This window comes from Mitsuaria sp. BK037 (assembly GCF_014193045.1).
GTDB lineage: Bacteria > Pseudomonadota > Gammaproteobacteria > Burkholderiales > Burkholderiaceae_C > Roseateles.
In genome coordinates this window covers 751,836-772,263 of record NZ_JACHYS010000001.1, presented here as the reverse complement: position 1 = coordinate 772,263, position 20,428 = coordinate 751,836, and the positions used below count along the sequence as shown (strand labels likewise).

The 20,428-nt window shown below is 70.3% G+C and carries 16 protein-coding genes; 8 read left to right on the top strand and 8 right to left on the bottom strand.

Annotation, left to right across the window (positions count from 1 at the left end):
• Nucleotides 1–80: 80 nt before the first annotated feature.
• The gene (locus tag FHT37_RS03355) at nucleotides 81–941 is read left to right on the top strand and encodes a metallophosphoesterase (RefSeq protein WP_183478853.1); all 861 of its coding nucleotides are present in this window, start codon (nucleotides 81–83) and stop codon (nucleotides 939–941) included.
• Nucleotides 942–970: 29 nt separating this feature from the next.
• Here the strand turns inward: FHT37_RS03355 and FHT37_RS03350 are convergent, their stop codons facing one another.
• Entirely contained in the window at nucleotides 971–2,908 is a 1,938-nt protein-coding gene (locus FHT37_RS03350) for a diguanylate cyclase domain-containing protein (RefSeq protein ID WP_183478851.1), read from the bottom strand.
• Between the two features lie 243 nt (nucleotides 2,909–3,151).
• On the opposite strand from FHT37_RS03350, the gene FHT37_RS03345 reads away from it, so the two are divergent.
• The 3 genes from FHT37_RS03345 (at nucleotide 3,152) to FHT37_RS03335 (ending at nucleotide 6,982) form a co-directional block, all read left to right on the top strand.
• Nucleotides 3,152–3,658 carry a GNAT family N-acetyltransferase gene (locus FHT37_RS03345; protein WP_091723949.1) on the top strand — a complete coding sequence of 169 codons (507 nt, stop codon included), beginning with the start codon at nucleotides 3,152–3,154 and terminating at the stop codon, nucleotides 3,656–3,658.
• Between the two features lie 169 nt (nucleotides 3,659–3,827).
• Nucleotides 3,828–5,354 carry a polyamine aminopropyltransferase gene (locus tag FHT37_RS03340; protein WP_255489563.1) on the top strand — a complete coding sequence of 509 codons (1,527 nt, stop codon included), beginning with the start codon at nucleotides 3,828–3,830 and terminating at the stop codon, nucleotides 5,352–5,354.
• Entirely contained in the window at nucleotides 5,336–6,982 is a 1,647-nt protein-coding gene (locus tag FHT37_RS03335; protein WP_183478847.1) for an FAD-dependent oxidoreductase, read from the top strand. The genes FHT37_RS03340 and FHT37_RS03335 overlap by 19 nt, the downstream gene beginning before the upstream one ends.
• Before the next feature lie 7 nt (nucleotides 6,983–6,989).
• Here the strand turns inward: FHT37_RS03335 and moaD are convergent, their stop codons facing one another.
• Genes moaD through FHT37_RS03310 form a run of 5 tightly spaced genes read right to left on the bottom strand, consistent with a single transcriptional unit; the run spans nucleotide 6,990 to nucleotide 12,542 of the window.
• Nucleotides 6,990–7,241 (bottom strand): molybdopterin converting factor subunit 1, encoded by a 252-nt coding sequence (gene moaD / locus FHT37_RS03330; protein WP_091723943.1) that lies wholly within the window; start codon nucleotides 7,239–7,241, stop codon nucleotides 6,990–6,992.
• Between the two features lie 52 nt (nucleotides 7,242–7,293).
• Entirely contained in the window at nucleotides 7,294–8,577 is a 1,284-nt protein-coding gene (glp, locus tag FHT37_RS03325; protein ID WP_255488624.1) for a gephyrin-like molybdotransferase Glp, read from the bottom strand.
• Complete coding sequence (gene thrC, locus FHT37_RS03320) at nucleotides 8,570–9,979, bottom strand: threonine synthase (RefSeq protein ID WP_183478845.1); 1,410 nt, start codon at nucleotides 9,977–9,979, stop codon at nucleotides 8,570–8,572. The genes glp and thrC overlap by 8 nt, the downstream gene beginning before the upstream one ends.
• Nucleotides 9,976–11,286: a homoserine dehydrogenase gene (locus tag FHT37_RS03315; protein WP_091725148.1), complete on the bottom strand. Its 1,311-nt coding sequence runs from the start codon at nucleotides 11,284–11,286 to the stop codon at nucleotides 9,976–9,978. Before FHT37_RS03315 ends, thrC begins: the two co-directional genes overlap by 4 nt.
• A gap of 29 nt (nucleotides 11,287–11,315) precedes the next feature.
• Complete coding sequence (locus FHT37_RS03310; RefSeq protein ID WP_091723937.1) at nucleotides 11,316–12,542, bottom strand: pyridoxal phosphate-dependent aminotransferase; 1,227 nt, start codon at nucleotides 12,540–12,542, stop codon at nucleotides 11,316–11,318.
• Between the two features lie 116 nt (nucleotides 12,543–12,658).
• Here FHT37_RS03310 and FHT37_RS03305 point away from each other — a divergent pair, with 116 nt between their 5' ends.
• The 3 genes from FHT37_RS03305 to FHT37_RS03295 all read left to right on the top strand — a co-directional run bounded on the left by FHT37_RS03305 (nucleotide 12,659) and on the right by FHT37_RS03295 (nucleotide 15,766).
• Nucleotides 12,659–13,033 (top strand): Mth938-like domain-containing protein, encoded by a 375-nt coding sequence (locus FHT37_RS03305; protein WP_091723934.1) that lies wholly within the window; start codon nucleotides 12,659–12,661, stop codon nucleotides 13,031–13,033.
• 156 nt (nucleotides 13,034–13,189) lie between these two features.
• Nucleotides 13,190–13,669, top strand: a complete 480-nt coding sequence (locus tag FHT37_RS03300; RefSeq protein WP_091723931.1) for a peroxiredoxin — start codon at nucleotides 13,190–13,192, stop codon at nucleotides 13,667–13,669.
• A gap of 372 nt (nucleotides 13,670–14,041) precedes the next feature.
• Nucleotides 14,042–15,766: a PhoH family protein gene (locus FHT37_RS03295; RefSeq protein WP_183478843.1), complete on the top strand. Its 1,725-nt coding sequence runs from the start codon at nucleotides 14,042–14,044 to the stop codon at nucleotides 15,764–15,766.
• Nucleotides 15,767–15,849: 83 nt separating this feature from the next.
• On the opposite strand, the gene mdtD is transcribed toward FHT37_RS03295, so the two are convergent.
• Entirely contained in the window at nucleotides 15,850–17,313 is a 1,464-nt protein-coding gene (mdtD, locus tag FHT37_RS03290) for a multidrug transporter subunit MdtD (RefSeq protein WP_183478841.1), read from the bottom strand.
• An 80-nt stretch (nucleotides 17,314–17,393) separates the two neighbouring features.
• Between mdtD and FHT37_RS03285 the strand changes: the two genes are divergently transcribed.
• Nucleotides 17,394–18,242: an HAD family hydrolase gene (locus tag FHT37_RS03285; protein WP_147241259.1), complete on the top strand. Its 849-nt coding sequence runs from the start codon at nucleotides 17,394–17,396 to the stop codon at nucleotides 18,240–18,242.
• 79 nt (nucleotides 18,243–18,321) lie between these two features.
• Here the strand turns inward: FHT37_RS03285 and FHT37_RS03280 are convergent, their stop codons facing one another.
• Nucleotides 18,322–20,262: a propionate--CoA ligase gene (locus FHT37_RS03280; protein ID WP_310739710.1), complete on the bottom strand. Its 1,941-nt coding sequence runs from the start codon at nucleotides 20,260–20,262 to the stop codon at nucleotides 18,322–18,324.
• Nucleotides 20,263–20,428 lie beyond the last annotated feature (166 nt).

Genomic DNA, 20,428 nt, shown 5'->3' with positions numbered 1-20,428 from the left:
CCACGCGTTGCGACGCGTTGCGATTCTTTCCGTCGTTTGCACCGCATACTCGCCACCGTCCGCCGCTTCCAAGCCCCTCGATGCTGTTGTCCGCGCTGCGCCAGTTCCTGACCTTGCTGCTGTCCCTGCTTCTCGCCGCCGCGCTGCTGGCCGCCTGGGGCCTGTTGATCGAACCCCGCTGGGTGGCCGCCCGGGAAGTCCAGGTTGCGGTGCCCGATTGGCAAGGCCCTCCGGGGCTGAAAGTCGCCGTCGCCTCGGACTGGCACATCGCTCACGAGTTCCGCCACGTCATGACGATGGCGCGCGCCCAGGCGGTGGTCGACGCGATCAATGCCGCGGCGCCGGACGTCGTGCTGCTGCCCGGCGACTTCATCCACGGCCGCGGCGAGGACGGCACCACGCCGGAGCAGATCGCCGCGATCCTTGGACGGCTACGCGCCCGGCATGGCGTGTACGCGGTGCTCGGCAACCACGACTGGTGGACCGACGGCCCGCGCTTCACGCGTGCGCTGCGCGCCGTCGGCATCCGGATGCTGCTCAACGAGGCCGTGCCGCTGCCGGGCACGGCGGTGTGGGTGGTGGGCGTCGGCGACCGCATGTCCGGGCACAGCGACCCGCGTCGCGCCGTGCGCGGCCTGCCGCGCGGCGCGCAGGCCCTCGTCCTGATGCACGACCCGGCCAGCGCGCTCGACCTGCCGGCACTCCCCGGCCTCACGGTCGCGGCCCACACCCATGGGGGTCAGGTGCGCGTGCCGTTCTACGGCTCCGTCGTCGCGCCCCACGGGTGGCCGAAGGACAAGACGCGGGGATGGGTCGACGTCGGCCGGCAGCCGGTCTACATCACCAGCGGCCTGGGCGTGAGCATCTACCCGATCCGGATCAACGTGCGGCCGGAGTGGGTGATGTTCACGATGGGCTCGACCAGTGCGAAGGCGCATTGACTCGTCACGCGTCACGCGTCGACGAGCCGCTATGCCACCCACAGCGCGCGGGCGGCCGGCGCCGGCGCTGATGCCGACGCGCCGCGCCGCGGACCGCCCGCCGGCCCTGCGGCCACGCCGAAATGGAGACGGCCCTTGCCGGCCCGCTTGGCCGCATACATCGCCTCGTCCGCGCCGCGCATCACCGCCGCCGTGTCGCAGGTGCCGAGGGCCAGCACGATGCCGATACTGGCGCTGATGGTCACCCGGTGTCCGCCGCCGATCGCGATCGGCCGCTCGATCTCCGCCAGGCAGCGCTGCAGCACCGCGCGCGCGCCGGCCGTGTCGCCGCTGGCGGGCAGCACGATCGCGAACTCGTCGCCGCCCAGGCGGGCCACGATGTCGTTGGCGCGCAGCGTCTGCTGCAGCCGCTCGGCCACCTGCCGGAGCACCTCGTCGCCGGCCTCGTGCCCATGGCGGTCGTTGACCGGCTTGAAGCCGTCCAGGTCGAGGTAGCAGACCGCCAGTCCCCGGTCCGCCCGCAGCGCGGCGGCCTGGGCGTCCACGAGCTTCTCCTCGAAGAGCCGCCGGTTCGGCAGCCCGGTCAGCGCATCGCGGAAGGCCATGCCGTAGGCCTTCTCCTCGCTCTGCTTGAGCGCGTCGATGTCGACCAGCATCCACAGGCTCTCGTCCTCGGAGACCAGGCTGCCGCTCAGGTCGATCCACAGCGGCGTGCCGTCCTTGCGGCGCATCTGCACCTGCGTGCGGAAGCGGCCGCCGGCCCGCAGCGCCGCGTAGCCGACCCGGCCGATGTGGTCGAAAGTGGCCTCGTCCAGGTAGAGCTCGCGCATCGACTGGCCGCGCAGCTCGCCCGGCGCATAGCCCAAGATCCGGCCCAGCGCCCGGTTGTCCCAGAGCACCACGCGGTCCTTCAGCCGCGCCATGCCGATCAGGTCGTTCTCCAGCATCAGCGCCTGCTCGCGGGCGGTGCGGTCGGCGGCCAGCCGGCCGTCATGCTCGCGCTTCTGGCCGCGGTAGAGCAGCACCGAGATGCCGCCGATCAGACCCACCATCAGCGCGACCAGCCCGGCGAGTTCCGCGCACTGCCGGTACCAGGCGCCGAGGTACTCCCCGGTGCTCAGGCCGGCGTACATCGTGAACGCGTAGCCCGGCACGCGGCGGTAGGCGGTGATGCGATCGACGCGATCCAGCGCGGTGGTCGTCACGTACCAGCCGCGGTCCGGATTGCGCTTGAGGTTGGTGCGCAGGGCGTCGGAGACGATGGCCTCGCCCAGGCCCTTGACCGAGCCGGGCTCCGACACGGAGTGGCGCGCGACCAGCAGGAAGCTGTCGTTCGTGCGCATCGCCATCGCGCCCGAGCGGCCGAGTTCCATGCCGGAGAAAAGCTGGGCGAAGTGGGCCGAGGTCAGCTCGGTCAGCACGATGCCGTCGAACTGGCCGTCCGCGTTGATCAGGCGACGGGCGGCCACGATGCACCACTCGCCGGTGACGCGGCAGCGCAGCGGCTCGGACACGACGGTGGCGTCACGGGCGCGCGCCCGGTCGAAGTAGCTGCGGTCGCCCAGGCGGATCGGCGTCGTGGACGGCGCCTCGTCGTGGACCACCACCTCGCCCGTCGCATCCGCCACCCGCAGGGCGCTGACGTGCCTGAGCAGCTCGCGCTGCTCGTCGAGCATCTGCGCCAGGACGTGGGTCCGGTCGGCGGCGTGCGCCGTCTTCGCATAACGCTCGGCCACCGTGGCCAGCGCGTTGTCGATCAGGCGCAGCTCGGCGGCGACCTCGCCGCTCATGCTCGCGGCCAGGTTCTCCGCGGTCAGCTGCGCCGCGCTTTCGTCGCCTTCCCGGGCATTGCGCAGGCTCAGCCAGGCGGCCGCGCTCAGGGTCAGCGCCAACGCCAGGTTGCCCGCCACCAGCCAACGGCGCAGCCGGGCCGGGGAAGTCGTTCCAATCGCGCGTCGATCGAGCATGGGGGTCCTTTGAGGCGGAGCCCCGGGCATGGCGATCCAGGCCGGCGGGTCCGTGTCGCCGTTGTACGGGCGTCTCGATCGGCGCGCCATCCAGCACCGGATGAACCTCGTGTAGGTCGATCCACGACGGGCGTTACCCTTTTGCCTCCGTTCGCTGTCCATTTCCGCCCTCTCCCTCCCCCGCTTCCGCCCCTGTCCCGTCCCGAGCGCCGGCGGCCACGGAGCACCAGGAGAAAACTCACGATGCACATTCCCACCCTCGAATCGGAACGCCTGGTCCTGTCGCCCCCGGACCGCCGCTGCGAGGACGCCTACCGGCGCTTCTATGCCGATGCCGACGCGTCGGGCGCCTATGGTGGCCCGCTGGCGCCGGCGGCCATCTGGTCGCGGCTGGCCTTCGACATCGGCGTCTGGACGCTGCAGGGCTTCGGCGTCTGGGCGATCCGCCGCCGCGACGAGGACGCGGTGCTCGGCATGTGCGGTTTCTGGCAGGGGCCGGGATGGCCGGTCGAGCTCACCTGGTGGCTGCTGCCCGAGGCGCGTGGACAAGGACTCGCGCTGGAAGCTTCCCGGCTGGTCGTCGCCCACGCCCATCGCGTCTGGCAGTGGCCTTCGGTGCAGACCTACATGCGCGACGACAACCACGCCGCCCGCGCCCTGGTGGCCCGTCTGGGCGGACGCCTGGTCGAGCGACGCGCCTTCCCCGATGGCGAGAGGCGCGATCTCTTCGAGATCCCTCCCGCCGCCTGAACGCGGGCCCTGCCCCTCGCCGAACGGCAGCGCACGCCGAGGCCGGGCGCCCCTCGGGCGCGTGATAGCCTCGCGCCCCATGTCCCAAGACCCCACTGTCGACGCAGCGTCCCCGACGGACGCCGCCGGCGACACCGAGCTCCCCGGCAGCACGCGCGCCCGCGCCTCGATGGCCGAGGTCCTGCTGCTGGCCAGCGTCTTCGTCATCGCGGCCTGCGGGCTGGTCTACGAGCTCGCCGCCGGCGCGCTCGCCAGCTACCTGCTCGGCGACTCGGTGCTGCAGTTCTCGACCATCATCGGCGCCTACCTCTTCGCGATGGGCCTGGGCTCCTGGCTGTCGCGCTACATCGACCGCCAACTGGTCGCGCACTTCCTGCGCCTGGAGCTGCTGGTGGGCGTCATCGGCGGCCTGATGCCGGCGGCGCTGTTCACGGTGCACAGCCTGCTGCCGCCCTCTCAGGCGCTGGCCTTCCGCGTGCTGCTCTACGGCCTGGTGCTGCTGGTGGGCACGCTGGTCGGGCTGGAGATCCCGCTGGTCATGCGCATCCTCAAGCGCCACTTCCGCCAGCGCTACGCGCTCAAGGAACTGGTCTCGCAGGTGCTCACCTTCGACTACCTCGGCGCGCTGCTGGTGGCCGTCGCCTTCCCACTGCTGCTGGTGCCGCAGCTGGGCCTGGTGCGCACCGGCCTGTTCTTCGGGCTGCTCAACGTCGCCGTGGCGGTGTGGGCGCTGTGGCTGTTCCGCGCCGAGCTGCGCGCCTGGCGCTCCCATGCGCTGACCTGCGCCGTGGCCATCGCGCTGCTGGGCGCCGCGATGGCCGGCGCCGACCGCCTCAGCACCTGGGCCGAAGACCGCTTCTACGGCGAGCAGATCGTGTTCAAGGAGAGCAGCAGCTACCAGCGCATCGTCGTCACGCAGGGCGCCGGCGGCACGCGGCTGTTCCTCAACGGCAACCTGCAGTTCCACTCGCGCGACGAGTACCGCTATCACGAGGCCCTGGTCCATCCCGCGATGGCCGCGCAGGGCGCCCCCCGGCGCGTGCTGGTGCTGGGCGGCGGCGACGGCATGGCGGTGCGCGAGATCCTGCGCTACCCGAGCGTCGAGCACGTCACGCTGGTCGAGCTGGACCCGCACATGACCACGCTGTTCTCGACGATGCCGCTGCTGCGCCAGCTCAACCAGGACGCGCTGCGCAGCCCCAAGCTGGAGATCGTCAACGCCGACGCCTTCGGCTGGCTCGAGGCCTCGCAGGCGAGCTTCGACGTCATCGTCATCGACTTCCCCGACCCCAGCAATTTCGCCCTGGGCAAGCTGTACACGGCCAGCTTCTACCGGCTGGTGGACCAGCACCTGGCGGTCTCCGGTTACGCGGTGATCCAGGCGACCTCGCCGCTGGTGGCGCCGCGCGCCTACTGGACCGTGGTCACCACGGTGGAATCGGTGGGCCTGACGGCGACGCCGTACCACGCGCATGTGCCGAGCTTCGGCGAATGGGGCTATGTGCTGGCGAGCCGCCGGCCGTGGTCCATGCCCCGGCAACTGCCGCCGGGCCTGCGCTTCCTGAGCCTGGAGAGCCTGCCCGCGCTGATGAGCTTCCCGCCGGACATGGCGCGCCCCTCGGGCCTGGAGGTGAACCGGCTGTCCAACCAGGTGCTGGTCCACGAGTTCGAACGCGAATGGGGCAAGCTGCATTGAAGCGGCGCGACCTGCTCGTGCGCGCGACGGCGGCCGCGCTGCTCCCGATGCTGTCCGCCTGCGGGCGCGATGCGCGGCCCGTCGCGGATCGCCTGGCCGAGCGGCTGGCCAGGCTGCCCGGCGGCTGGACCGGCGCGAACTGGGAACGTGGCCATCGGCTGCGCGGCGCCCTGCCCGACTGGTCGACCGCCACCGCGCCGCCCCGGCGCGCGCAGGTGCTGGTGCTGGGCGCCGGCATCGCCGGCCTGGCCTGCGCGCGGCGGCTGCGATTGCGCGGTGTCGACGTCGCGCTGCTGGACGTGGAGGACGTCCCCGGCGGCAACAGCCGCGGCCACCGCATCGGCGCCGGAGCGGCGCTCGGCGAGGGCCTGCGCTGCCCGCTCGGCGCGCACTACCTGCCCACGCCCGGGCCCGAGGCCGTCGAGGTGCGGGCGCTGCTGGAGGACCTGGGCCTGGCCCGCGAGGAACACGGCCGCTGGGTTTATGAGGAGCGCTGGCTGTGCCACAGCCCGCAGGAGCGGCTGTGGTGGCGGGACCAATGGGTCGACGGCCTGCTGCCGCCCGCGGAGTCGCCCGAGGTGCAGGCGCAGTACCGCCGCTTCGGCGAGCTGGTCGAGCAGGCGCGGCGCGAGGTCGGCTTCGCGATGCCCAGCACGCATCACGCGTGGACCGCGGCGCACCAGGCGCTCGATGCCAGGACCTTCGCCACATGGCTCGACGAACACCAGCTGACCGCGGCGCCGCTGCGCTGGTACCTCGACTACTGTTGCCGCGACGACTACGGCGCGGACGCCACGCAGGTGTCGGCCTGGGCCGGCCTGCATTACTTCGGCAGCCGCCATGGCTTCATGAGCGGCGAGGAGCGCGAGGCCGTGCTGACCTGGCCGCAAGGCAACGGCTGGTTGTCGGAGCGCCTGGCCGCGCCGCTGGCCGAGGCCTTCCACGGCGGCCGGACGGCGCTGCGCGTGCGCGAGGAACGGCACGGCGTGCAGGTGCTGGCCTGGAACGAGGCCGCGCGACGCGCGGAGCGATGGGAGGCCGACCAGATCGTGATGGCGATGCCGCTGTTCATCGCCGCGCGGCTGGTGGAGCAGCCGCCGGCCGCGCTGACCGAGGCCGCGCGCGGCATGCGCTACGCGCCGTGGCTGGTCGCCAACCTGCTGCTCGACGCGCCGCCGCTGGAGCGGCTGGGCGCGCCCCTGTCCTGGGACAACGTCGCTTATGGCGGCGAGGCGCTAGGCTACGTCAATGCCGGCCAGCAGGACCTGGATCCCAGCCGCGGACCGCTGGTGCTGACCGCCTACCGCGCGCTGCGCGAGTCGCAGCGCCGCGACCTGCTGCAGGGCGACTGGCGCGCCTGGGCCGGTCGCGTGCTGGCGGATCTCGCGCCGCTGCACCCCGATCTGCCGGAACGGCTGCAGCGCATCGAGCTGATGCGTTATGGCCACGCGATGAGCATCCCGCATCCGGGCCTGCGCGGCTCACCCGCGCTGGCCGCGCTGCGCGAGCGGGCGCAGGGCCGGCTGCAGTTCGCGCATGCGGACCTCGCCGGCTATTCCGTCTTCGAGGAGGCGTTCACGCAGGGCGAGGCGGTGGCGGCGCGGATCCAGGCCGGGGCGTCGCGCTGAGCGCGGATCACCCGCCCGTCACCGGCGGGAAGAACGCGACCTCCGACCCGTCCTTCACCGGCGTGTCCTCCGGCAGGATCTGCTGGTTCAGCGCGCAGCGGATCGCCCGCCCGCGCGCCAGCGCCTCGGCATGCGCCGCGTCGCTCGCGATCAGCGCGTCGCGGATCGAGCCCAGCGTCGCGCCGGCGTGATGCGCGATGCGCTCGTCGGTCCCCAGGGCCTCGCGCAGCGAAGCGAAGTAGCGCACGGTGATCGTCATCTCGGTCAGCTTGTCGAAGGAAATCGCGGTCCGGCCGCAGCAGCGCGGTTGGTCAGAACAGCTCGTTGAACGGCAGGAAGCGCAGCAGCTGTCCGGGCTCGACGGTGCTGCCCGGCGGCAGGTCGATCAGACCGTCGGCCCAGGCGGCCGAGCTCATCACGCCGGAGCTCTGGTTGCCGAACAACTGCAACCCGCCCGCGTCGCTGAGCTTCGCGCGCAGGAACTCGCGGCGCTTGTCGGCCTTGGTCCAGGTGAACTCGGCCGGCAGCAGGAAACCGCGCGGCGTCAGCTGCGTCGCGCCCTGCAGGCGCAGCAGCACCGGCCGCACGAACAGCAGGAAGGTCACGAAGCTCGACACCGGATTGCCGGGCAGGCCCATGAACCAGGTACGGCCGCCCTGGCTGGTCACCTCGCCGAAGGCCAGCGGCTTGCCCGGCTTGATCGCGATCTGCCAGAGGTCCAGCCGGCCTTCGCGCTCCAGCGCGGGCTTGAGGTGGTCTTCCTCGCCGACGGAGACGCCGCCCGAGCTGAGGATCAGGTCCGCATCCTTCGCCGCGTCGCGCAGCGCGGCGCGCGTGGCGTCCAGCGTGTCGGGCACGATGCCCAGGTCCCGAACCTCGCAGCCCATCGCCAGCAGCAGCGCATGCAGCGTCGTGCGGTTGGAGTTGTAGATCTGGCCGGGGCCGAGCGGCTCGCCGGGCAGCACCAGCTCATCGCCGGTGGAGAACAGGGCGACGCGCGGCCGGGACGCCACCGTCAGCGCCGCCGCGCCGGCGGTCGCGGCCAGACCCAGCGAGGCGGCATTCAGCCGCATGCCGGCGCCCAGCACCGGCTGGCCGAGGCGCAGGTCCTCGCCACGGCGGCGGATGTGCAGGCCCGCGACGAGTGGCGCGTTGATACGCACCCGGCCGAGGCCGGCGCCGCTCTCGGGCAAGGCCTCGCACATCTCCTGCATCAGCACCGCGTCGGCGCCTTCCGGCACTGTCGCGCCGGTGAAGATCCGCGCCGCCGTGCCGGGCTGCAGCGGTGACGGCACCGAGCCCGCCGCCACGCGCTGCGACACCGGCAGCACCGCGCCTTCGCCGCCGAGCGCGGCCACGTCGGCCGCGCGCATCGCGTAGCCGTCCATCGCGCTGTTGTCGTACGGCGGCACGTCCAGCGGCGACACCAGGTCCTGCGCCAGCACGCGCCCCCGCGCCAGCGGCGTCGCCACCGATTCGGTCCGCCCCAGCGGCGTCACCTGCGACAGCAGACGCTGCAGCGCGTCCTCCATCGGCAGCATCGGCGCGCGCTGCGCCACGGCGCCAGCGGTCGGAGCGGGCTTGGCGTCAGACATGGTCGACGATGAACTGCTTGACCTGGTCGACGGAGACCGGCAGCACGGTCACGCGCTTGGGGCGCGACTCCAGGTCGTCCAGCGCGGCGGGCCGCGGCGGCACCAGGCCCAGCGCTTCCTCGATGGTCGCGGCGAACTTGGCCGGCAGCGCCGTCTCCAGCACCAGCATCGGCACGCCGGGCTGGCGCTTGTCGAGCGCCACCTTCAGGCCGTCGGCGGTGTGCGTGTCGATGATCACGCCGTACTGCGCATGGCATTGGCGGATCGTCGCGACGCGGTCTTCATGGGTGCTGCGGCCCGAGACGAAGCCGTAGCGCTCGCCGATGCGCGCGCGCTCCTCGGCGGTGATCTCGAAGCAGCCCTTGGCCGCCAGCTCCTCGCCGAACAGGCGGTTCACGCGCGCCGCGTCGCGATCCAGCAGGTCGAACACGAAGCGCTCGAAGTTGCTGGCCTTGGAGATGTCCATCGACGGGCTGGAGGTCTCCAGCGTGTGCTCGGCGCCGCGCGGACGGTAGACGCCGGTGCGGAAGAACTCGTCGAGCACGTCGTTCTCGTTGGTCGCGACGACCAGTTGCTCGATCGGCAGGCCCATCATGCGCGCCACGTGGCCCGCGCAGACATTGCCGAAGTTGCCCGAGGGCACGGTGAAGCTGACCCGCTCCGCGTCGGTCTTCGTCGCCTGGAAGTAGGCCGCGAAGTAGTAGACGACCTGCGCCAGCAGCCGCGCCCAGTTGATCGAATTGACGGTGCCGATGCGATGGCCGCGCTTGAACGCGAGGTCGTTCGAGACCGCCTTGACGATGTCCTGGCAGTCGTCGAACACGCCCTGCACGGCGATGTTGTGGATGTTGGGTTCCTGCAGGCTGAACATCTGCGCTTGCTGGAACGGGCTCATGCGACCGTGCGGGCTGAGCATGAAGACCTGGATGCCGGCCTTGCCGCGCATCGCGTACTCGGCCGCGCTGCCGGTGTCGCCCGAGGTCGCGCCCAGGATGTTCAGCGTCTCGCCGCGGCGGCCCAGTTCGTACTCGAACAGCTGGCCCAGCAGCTGCATCGCCATGTCCTTGAAGGCCAGCGTCGGCCCGTTGGACAGCGCGACCAGCGCCAGCCCTGGCGCCAGCGGCTTCAGCGGCGTGATCTGCGGCGTGCCGAAGACGGCCTCGGTGTAGGTGCGATGCACGATCGCCTTCAGGTCCGCGGCCGGGATGTCGTCGATGTAGAGCGACAGGATCTCGAAGGCCAGGTCGGCGTACGACAGCCCGCGCCAGCGCGCGAGCGTCGCGGCGTCGATCCGCGGATAGGCGGTCGGCAGGTACAGCCCGCCGTCGGGCGCCAGGCCCTCCAGCAGGATGTCGCAGAAGTGGCGCTCGGTCTTGTCGCCGCGGGTGCTCAGGTACTTCACGCCAGCTCTTCCTTGCGCAGCTTCACGATCGGCGCGAGCACCGTCTCCAGCGCCTGCATCTTCGCCAGCGCCTCGCTCATGCGGCCTTCCTGCGTGTCGTGCGTCAGGATGATCAGGTCGGTCTGGCTCTCGCCTTCGGCCGACTCGCGCTGCAGCACCGCGTCGATGCTGATCTCGTGCTCGGCCAGGATGGTGGTGATGCGCGACAGCACGCCCGCCTGGTCCGCCACGCGCAGGCGCAGGTAGAACGCGGTCTGCACCTGCTCCATCGGCAGGATGGGCGTGTCGTTCATCGCGTCCGGCTGGAAGGCCAGGTGCGGCACGCGGTGGTCCGGATCGGCCGTGGCCAGGCGCGTGATGTCGACCAGGTCGGCGATCACCGCCGAAGCCGTCGGCTCCGCGCCCGCGCCCTTGCCGTAGTACAGCGTCGTGCCGACCGCGTCGGCCTGCACCAGCACCGCGTTCATCGCGCCCTCGACGTTGGCGATCAGGCGGTTCGCCGGGATCAGCGTCGGATGCACGCGCAGTTCGATACCCCGGTCACGCCGGCGCGCGATGCCCAGCAGCTTGATGCGGTAGCCGAGCTGCTCGGCGTACTTGATGTCGGTCGCCTGCAGCGCGGTGATGCCTTCGACATGGGCCTGCTCGAACTGCACCGGAATGCCGAACGCGATCGCGCTCATGATCGTGGCCTTGTGCGCGGCATCGACGCCCTCGATGTCGAAGGTCGGATCGGCCTCGGCATAACCCAGCCGCTGCGCCTCCTTCAGCACCGTCGCGAAGTCCAGCCCCTTGGAGCGCATCTCCGACAGGATGAAGTTGGTCGTGCCGTTGATGATCCCGGCGATCCACTCGATGCGGTTGGCGGTCAGGCCCTCGCGCAGCGCCTTGATGATGGGGATGCCGCCGGCCACCGCGGCCTCGAAGGCGACCATCACGCCCTGCTCGCGCGCGGCGGCGAAGATCTCGCTGCCATGCACCGCCAGCAACGCCTTGTTGGCCGTCACCACGTGCTTGCCGGCCTTGATCGCGTCCAGCACCAGCGTGCGCGCGATGCCGTAGCCGCCGATCAGCTCGACGACGATGTCGATCTCCGGATTCGCGATCACCTCGCGCGCATCCGCCACCACGGTGCAGGCGTCGCCGACGATGCTCCTGGCGCGCTCGACGTCCAGGTCGGCCACCATCGCGATCTCGATGCCACGACCCGCGCGGCCGCGGATCTCTTCCTGGTTGCGGCGCAGCACCTGGAACGTGCCGCCGCCGACGGTACCAATGCCCAGCAGGCCAACTTTGATCGGGTTCATCGTCATGTGTCTTTCAGGAGGTCGAGGGGTCAGCGGCCGTGGCGTTTGCGATAGGTGCCCAGGAAGCGCTCGATGCGGCCGACGGCTTCACGCAGGTCGTCGGTGTTGGGCAGGAACACGAGCCGGAAATGATCGGGAGACTTCCAGTTGAAGCCCGTCCCCTGGACGATCAGCACCTTCTCCTCGGCCAGCAGCTCGTAGGCGAACTGCTGGTCGTCCTCGATCGGATAGATCTTGGGGTCGAGGCGGGGGAACATGTAGAGCGCGGCCTTGGGCTTGACGACGCTCACGCCCGGGATCTGCGTCAGCAGCTCGTAGGCGAGGTCGCGCTGGCGCGCCAGGCGGCCGCCCGGCGCCACCAGGTCCTTGATCGACTGGTAGCCGCCCAGCGCGGTCTGGATCGCGAGCTGGCCCGGCGTGTTGGCGCACAGCCGCATCGAGGCCAGCATGTTCAGGCCGGTGATGTAGTCCAGCGCATGGCGCTTGTCGCCGGAGACCACCATCCACCCGGCGCGGTAGCCGCAGCTGCGGTAGTTCTTGGACAGGCCGTTGAAGGTCAGCGTCAGCACGTCGTCGGACAGCGCCGCGATGCTGGTGTGCAGGTTGCCGTCGTACAGCGTCTTGTCGTAGATCTCGTCGGCCAGGATGATCAGCTGGTGCTGGCGCGCGATCTCGACGATCTCGCGCAGCAGCGGCTCCGGATAGAGCGCGCCGGTCGGGTTGTTCGGGTTGATCACGACGATCGCCTTCGTGCGCGGCGTGATCTTGGACTTGATGTCGGCGATGTCGGGGAACCAGTCGCTGGATTCGTCGCAGACGTAGTGCACCGGATTGCCGCCCGAGAGCGCGACCGCGGCGGTGTACAGCGGGTAGTCGGGCGCCGGCAGCAGCACCTCGTCGCCGTTGTCCAGCATCGCGTTGAGCGCCATCACGATCAGCTCGGACGCGCCGTTGCCCAGGTACACGTCGTCGACCGCGACGCCGCGAATCCCCTTTTCCTGGCAGTAATGGACCACCGCCTTGCGCGGCGCGAACAGGCCCTTGGAATCCGTGTAGCCGGCCGCGTCGGGCAGGTTGCGGATCATGTCCTGGACAATTTCGTCCGGCGGCATCAGGCCGAAGGCGGCGATATTGCCGATGTTCAGCTTGATGATCTTCTGGCCCTCTTCCTCCATCTGCCGGGCCTTGTCCAGCACGGGTCCGCGGATGTCATAACAGACATTGGCCAATTTGCTGGACTTGGTGACGGTTCTCAAGATGGCTCCTGGAATACACAGGGGAAAATCGGGACCGTCGATTTAAACACAGGGTTATCGCGGGTAATCGCACGGCCGCGCGGCGCCACCCTCCGTCGCTGCCAGAATCAGCCTCAATGAAATTTCAACCCGACCAGCCGCTGGGCGGCAACATGATCTCCAAGCACGACCTGCACCACGTGTGGGTCAATGGTGTCGAGCAGGCGCACAGCGTGCTCGTCCCTTGGCAAGGGCAGCCCGAGGACTGGGACGTCACCCGCTTCGAGGACCTGACCGAAGCGCACTTCGAGCGCATCCTCAAACGCAAGCCCGAGCTGGTGATCTTCGGCAGCGGATCGAAGATCCGCTTCGCGCGGCCAGCGCTGTATCGCGCGCTGATCGACGCCCGCATCGGCATGGAGACCATGGACATCGGCGCCGCCTGCCGCACCTACAACGTGCTGGCGAGCGAAGGCCGCGCCGTGTTGGCCGCGCTGCTCATCGAGCCCTGAGCGCCCGCCGGCCGCGACCGCCCGCGGCTCCCCGTCCGACCTCCCTCTCTCTGGGAGCGCATTGGCTCGTCCAGGTCAGCCGGGGAGAGAGACGACCCATTCAACGTATAATCGCTGGCTATGCCCGCCCGGGCACATCTCTCTGAAGAACGCCACATGACGCCAGCGCTCAACAAACCCCTCCCGGACATTGAAGCTCTTGCCACGGGAGGCGTGAAGTTCACACCCCAAGCCTTTCTGGGCAAGGTCGTGGTGCTGTACTTCTACCCGAAGGACAACACCCCGGGCTGCACCACCGAAGCGATGCAGTTCCGCGACCATCACAAGGACTTCGTGAAGGCCGGCGCCGTCGTGCTGGGGGTGTCCCGCGACAACATGGCCTCGCATGACAAGTTCAAGCAGAACCTGGAACTGCCCTTCGAACTGATCGCCGACACCGAGGAAAAGCTCTGCCACATGTTCGGTGTGGTGAAGAACAAGATCATGTACGGCAAGAAGGTCAAGGGCATCGAGCGCTCGACCTTCCTGATCGATGCCCAGGGCATCCTGCGCGAGGAATGGCGCGGCATCAAGGTCGCCGGCCACGTCGACGAAGTGCTCAAGGCCGTCAAGGCGCTGAAGAAGGAAGCCGCCTGATCGACGCCGCGAGCCGGCCAGGGTCGCGGAATCTCGCATCGGACCACCGATTCCGCTGCCTCGCATCCCGGGTTTGCGCTGACTCGCGCGAGGCGCCGTCTGACAGCAACGCCGCCATCTGTCCGTCATGGGCACGCGCGGCGAGTTGTGCATAATCGGCCGCATGCCCCTGTGCCTGATCGCAGCGATTGAATCCCCAAGGACGAGCCGCACCGCCCCCGGTGCGGCTTTTTGTCTTCTGGGGCCCGCTGGCGAGTTCGAGGCCCCCGATGCCGCCGATACCTCCGGCATCGCCACCGCCCGTCAGGCCTGGGGCATGACCCCTGGTCCGCGTGGACCCAGGCTCATCACGCCAGCCCGCCACCCCCGCACATGCCACTGCCCAAGCCTCCGACCAAGCGCGCCAGCCGCCTAGATTCCGACGCCTACGCGACCGACCTGTCGCCCAGCAAACGCCCTCCCGCGCTCGAGGCCAAACCGTCCGCCACCATCGCCGCCCACAGCGCGGCGAGCCTCGCCGAGACCGCCCTGCCGGCCGCCGCCCCGGCCCTGCCGCCCGCCGCCGCGCGCTCGCGCGCCGAGCCGGTCGAGGCCCGCGGCGGCGGATCTCCGTCGCTGGCGCTGGTGCCGCCGGCGCCGGCCAAGGCCCCCGCCAGGAAGACCGCCACCGGCCGCGCCAAGGCGCGCAAGCCGGCGGGCGAGGCCAAGCTGTTCGTGCTCGACACCAATGTGCTGATGCACGACCCGATGTCGCTGTTCCGTTTCGAGGAGCACGACATCTACCTGCCGATGATCACGCTCGAGGAACTGGACGGCCACAAGAAGGGCATGACCGAGGTCGCCCGCAACGTGCGCCAGGTCAGCCGCGACCTGGACGCGCTGGCCGCCTCGCTCAAGTCGAGCTCGATCGAGGAGATGTCCAAGGGCCTGCCGCTGGAGCAGACCGGCCACCGCGAGGCCGGCGGCAAGCTCTTCTTCCAGACCACGCTGTTCGACACTCCACTGCCCCAGGGCCTGCCGCAAGGCAAGGCGGACAACCAGATCCTGGGCGTGGTGCAGGCGCTCAAGGCGCAGCAACCCGGCCGCGAGGTGGTGCTGGTGTCCAAGGACATCAACATGCGCATCAAGGCCCGCGCGCTGGGCCTGCCGGCGGAGGACTACCGCAACGACAAGACGCTGGAGGACTCCGACCTCCTCTACACCGGCGTGCAGGCGCTGCCGGCGGACTTCTGGGAGCGCCACGGCAAGACGATGGAGAGCTGGCAGCAAGGCGGCACCACCTTCTACCGGATCAGCGGCCCGCTGGTGCCGACGCTGCTCGTGAACCAGCTCATCTACCTGGAGGCGCCCGGCGCCGCGCCGCTGTACGCCAAGGTGCAGGAGATCACCGGCAAGACCGCGGTGCTGCGCACGCTGAAGGACTACGGCCACCAGAAGCATTCGGTGTGGGGCGTGACCGCGCGCAATCGCGAGCAGAACTTCGCGCTTAACCTGCTGATGGATCCGGACTGCGACTTCGTCACGCTGACCGGCTCGGCCGGCACCGGCAAGACGCTGATGACGCTGGCCGCCGGCCTGTCGCAGGTGCTCGACGAACGCCGCTACAGCGAGATCATCGTCACCCGCGTGACCGTGCCGGTCGGTGAGGACATCGGCTTCCTGCCGGGCACGGAAGAGGAAAAGATGGGCCCGTGGATGGGCGCGCTCGACGACAACCTGGAAGTGCTGGCGCGCGGCGACAGCACCGCCGGCGAGTGGGGTCGCGCGGCCACCAACGACCTGGTGCGCAGCAAGATCAAGATCAAGAGCCTGAACTTCATGCGCGGGCGTACCTTCCTCAACAAGTACGTGATCATCGACGAGGCCCAGAACCTGACGCCCAAGCAGATGAAGACGCTGATCACGCGCGCGGGTCCGGGCACCAAGATCGTCTGCCTGGGCAACCTGGCGCAGATCGACACGCCCTACCTCACCGAAGGCAGCTCCGGCCTGACCTTCGCGGTCGACAAGTTCAAGGGCTGGGCCCACAGCGGCCATGTGACGCTGGCCCGTGGCGAGCGCTCCAGACTCGCGGACTTCGCGTCCGAGGTGCTCTGAGCCTTGCCCTGCCCCATGACGACAAAGCCACCCCTCGGGGTGGCTTTTTCTTGCCCGCGAATAGGGGGCGAAGTGGGGCGCGATCAGTCCTCGGGCGTGAGCTTGGACCGCACGGTCTCCTCGGCCGCGCCCTCGTCGCGGCGCAGCTGGTGGAAGATGAACGCCGCCATCGCGGCCATCGCGCCCAGCGCCAGGTAGGTGCCGTGGAAGGCCGGCACGATGGCGGCGCCCTCGGTGCGCGCCAGGCCGTGCGAGAACAGCAGCAGGAAGGCGCTGGAGGTCGCCACGCCCAGGCTCATCGACAGCTGCATCACCACCGCCAGCAGGCTGTTGCCCGCGCTGGCGGTGCGCTCGTCGAGGTCACCCAGCGTCAGCGTGTTCATCGCCGTGAACTGCATGCTGTTGACCATGCCGAACAGGCCCAGGTGGATCGCCAGCCAGACATGCCCCACGCCGCGCGGAATCAGCGCGAAGCTGGCGATCAGCACGCCCAGCAGCAGCGTGTTGACGATCAGCACGCGGCGGTAGCCGGCGCGCTTGATCAGGCGGATGGCCAGCGTCTTGGTGAACATCGCGCCCAGCACCGAGGGGATCATCGACAAGCCGGCCTCGCTGGGCGAGAAGCCCAGCCCCACCTGCAGGAACAGCGGCGTCAGGAAGGGCGTCGCACCGCTGCCCAGCCGCGCGAACACATTGCCCAGCAGCCCGATGCGGAAGGTCGGCACGGCGAAGAGCGCGGGCGGGAACAGCGGCTCGTCGGCGCGCGTCGCATGCAGCCAGTAGGCCATCATGCAGGCCACGCCCGCCACCAGCATCACGAAGCACACGGCCACGCTGACCACGTGCTCGCCGAAGCCCTGCAGCGCCAGCGACAGCAGCATCAGCCCCACGCTGAACAGCCCGTAGCCGCCCCAGTCGAAGCGCCGGCCGAGCGGCCCCTTGATCTGCGGCATGTAGCGCCGGCAGGCCCAGGCGCCCGCCACGCCGACCGGCAGGTTGATCAGGAAGATCCAGTGCCAGCTGGCGTACTGGGTCAGCACGCCGCCCAGCGTCGGCCCCAGCAGCGGCCCCACCAGCCCGGGCAGGCTGATGAAGGTCATCACCGCGAGGAACTCGCCTTTCGGGAAGGCCCGCAGCACCACCAGCCGCCCCACCGGCACCAGCAGCGCGCCGCCGACGCCCTGCACCACCCGCGCCGCGACCAGCACGTGCAGGCTGGGCGACACCGCGCAGGCCAGCGAGCCCAGGCTGAACAGCCCGATGGCCCACAAGAACACCGTCCTCGTCCCGAAGCGGTCCGCCAGCCACCCCGAAGCGGGGATCAGCAAGGCCACCGTCAGCAGGTAGGCCACGACGGCGGATTGCATCCGCAGCGGGTCCTCGCCGAGGTCGCGCGCCATGCCGGGCAACGCGGTGTTGAGGATGGTCGTGTCCAGCGTCTGCATGAAGAACGCGAGCGCGACGACCCACGGCAGCCAGCGGCGCGTGGCGTCGTCAAGGGCCGGTCGGCCGAGCGCGTCCAGCGGTGTCGTCGAGGTGGGAGGCATGGGCGGCATCCGGCAAGTATCGAACCGGGCCAGCGTAGGATGTGCGCCTATCGCGGCGCTCATCCGGCCGCCCACGACCCATGCGCTTCTACGTTTCCGATCTCGACGGCACCCTGCTCGATCCGCAGGCCCGGCTCTCCGACACCACCCGGGCCGGCCTGACCGAGCTGCTGGCCGAAGGCCTGGCCTTCACCGTCGCCAGCGCGCGGCACGTGGTCTCGATCGCCCGCATCCTCGAGGGGCTGCCGATCTCGCTGCCGGTCGTCTCGTCCAACGGCGCCTACATCAGCGACCTGCGCACCGGCCGCCATGAACTGGTCAACGCGATGGAGCCGGCGCTCGGCCAGGCGATCTTCGCGCTGGTGCGCCGCCACGGCCTGATGCCGTTCATCGCGACGCACGGCGTCAAGGGCGACCAGCTGTTCTGGCAGGAGGTCCAGAACGAGGGCCAGCAGCGCTTCGTCACCGAGCGCCAGCGCAACGCCGATCCGCGGCTGCGCCATGTGGACCGGCTGCAGGACCAGTTGGCGGATCCGCTGGTGACGCTGCTCGTCGTCGGCCGCGCGGAGCCCCTGGAGGCGCTGCAGGCCGAGATCCTCGCCACCTGCGGCGACCTGGTGACGACGCACCTGGCCGAGGACATCTACATGCCGGGCTGGCCCTGGCTGAACGTGCACGACCGCCGCGCCAGCAAGGACCAGGCGATCGCATCGCTGGCGCAGCGCTACGCGCTGCATGAGCGCGAGCTGGTGGTCTTCGGCGACCAGGTCAACGACCTGACGATGCTGCGATCAGCGCACCATGCGATCGCGGTGTCGAATGCCAGCGACGACGTGAAGCTGGCCGCCCACCGCATCATCGGTGCGCATCACGAGGACGCCGTGGTGCATTTCATCCGCGAGGACTGGCGCGCCCTGCTGGGCCGCTGACGGCGGCGGGGCTCGCATCGCGCGAACGGCGCGCCGGCGCCCTCGCCCTCAGCACGCCATCGAACGGCCGCTCTCGGGTTCAGCCGGCGCCCGCGACCAGCTCGCGGATCTGCTGCAGGGCGGCTGGATCGTCCAGCGTGATGAGGTCGCCCGGATCGCGCTGCTCGCACACCGCCTGGATCGCGCGCCGCAGCAGCTTGCCCGAGCGGGTCTTGGGCAGCAGCTGGACGAAGCGCACCCGCGACGGCCGCGCCACCGCGCCGAGCTGCTGGTCGACGCGCTTGAGGATCTCGCCCTCCAGGGCCAGCGCCGCCTGCGGCGTCGCGGCGCGCGCCGGGTCCTTCAGCACTGCGAAGGCCATCGCGACCTGGCCCTTGAGCGCATCGGCCACCCCGACCACGGCGACCTCGGCCACCGCCGGATGGCCGGCGATGCACTCCTCGATCTCGCGCGTGCCGAGACGATGGCCCGCGACATTGATCACGTCGTCGCTGCGGCCGAGGATGAAGTAGTAGCCGTCCTCGTCGCGCAGCGCCCAGTCGAAGGTCGAGTAGACCTGCCGGCCGGGCACGCTCGACCAGTAGGTGCGCACGAAGCGCTCGTCGTCGCGCCAGACGGTCTGCATGCAGCCCGGCGGCAGCGGATACGCGATCGCGAGCAGGCCCTTCTGATTCGGCGCCTCCAGCACCGCGCCGGTCTGCTCGTCCAGCAGCTGCACGCGGTAGCCGGGCATCGGCACGCCCGGCGAGCCGAACTTCGGCGCCGCCGGCTCGACGCCGCGCGCCAGCGTCAGGATCGGCCAGCCGGTCTCGGTCTGCCAGTAGTTGTCGATGACGGGCTTGCCGATGGCGTCGGCGATCCAGCGCGCGGTGGGCTCGTCCAGCGGTTCCCCGGCCAGGAACAGCGCCCGCAGCGAGGACAGGTCGTGCCGCGTCAGGCAGGCCGGGTCCTGTTTCTTGAGCACCCGCACCGCGGTGGGCGCGCTGAACATCACCGTCACCCGGTATTGCTCGACCAGCCGCCACCAGACCGCCGCGTCGGGGCTGACCGGCGTGCCCTCGTACATCAGCGTCGCCATGCCGGCGATCAGCGGTCCGTAGACGATGTAGCTGTGGCCGACGACCCAGCCGATGTCGCTGGTCGAGAAGAAGGTCTCGCCCGCGCGGCCGTCGTAGATCAGCGCCATGCTGGTGGCCAGCGCGACCGCATGGCCGCCGACATCGCGCTGCACGCCCTTGGGCCGCCCGGTCGTGCCGCTGGTGTAGAGCGTGTAGCTGATCGCGGCCGACGGCAGCCATTCGCAGGGCACGCGCGTGCCCCACAGGCGCTTTCGCAGCGCGGCGTGATCCAGGTCACGGTCCGCGACGCGCTCGAACGGGCTCAGGCCGCGGTCGATCATCAGCACCTTCGCCGGCTTGTGCGCGGCCAGGCGGATCGCCTCGTCCAGCAGCGGCTTGTAGGGCACGATGCGCCCGTTGCGGCTGCCGGCGTCGGCACTGACGATCAGCACCGGCTCGGCGTCGTCGATGCGGTTGGCCAGCGCATGACTCGCGAAGCCGCCGAACACCACAGAATGGACCGCGCCGAGGCGGGCGCAGGCCAGCATCGCGAACGCCGCCTCGGGAATCATCGGCAGGTAGATCAGCACCCGATCGCCGGCGCGCACGCCCTGCCCGGCCAGGATCGCGGCCATCACCTCGACCTCGGCCTGGAGCTCGGAGAAGGTGTAGACGCGCTCCTGCCCGACCTCGCTGGAGACCCAGATCAGCGCCGCGTCGCCCGGCCGCGTGGCGGCATGGCGATCGACCGCGTTGTGGCACAGGTTGGTCCGCCCGCCGACGAACCAGCGCGCGAAGGGCGGGTGGCTGGTGTCACAGACCTGGTCGAACGGGCGTTCCCAGTCGATGCGCCTGGCCTGCTCCGTCCAGAAGCCGTCCGGATCGTCGATCGAGCGCCGGTACATCGCCGCATAGCTGTCGGTCATCGGGGTCTCCTCATGTCGAATGCGCGACTTCCGCACGGATCCTCGCACCGCGAGCTTTGCTGAAACTTTCGTTCACAACGTTTGGCGGAGGGCCTGTGGTCCAATCCGGGTTTTTCCTGGGAAGGGTCTCGTGGCCACGCCCGGACTTTCCCTAGCCAGGCGCTGCCCCACGGGCATTCGCGCTTGACCGGTACGGAGATGG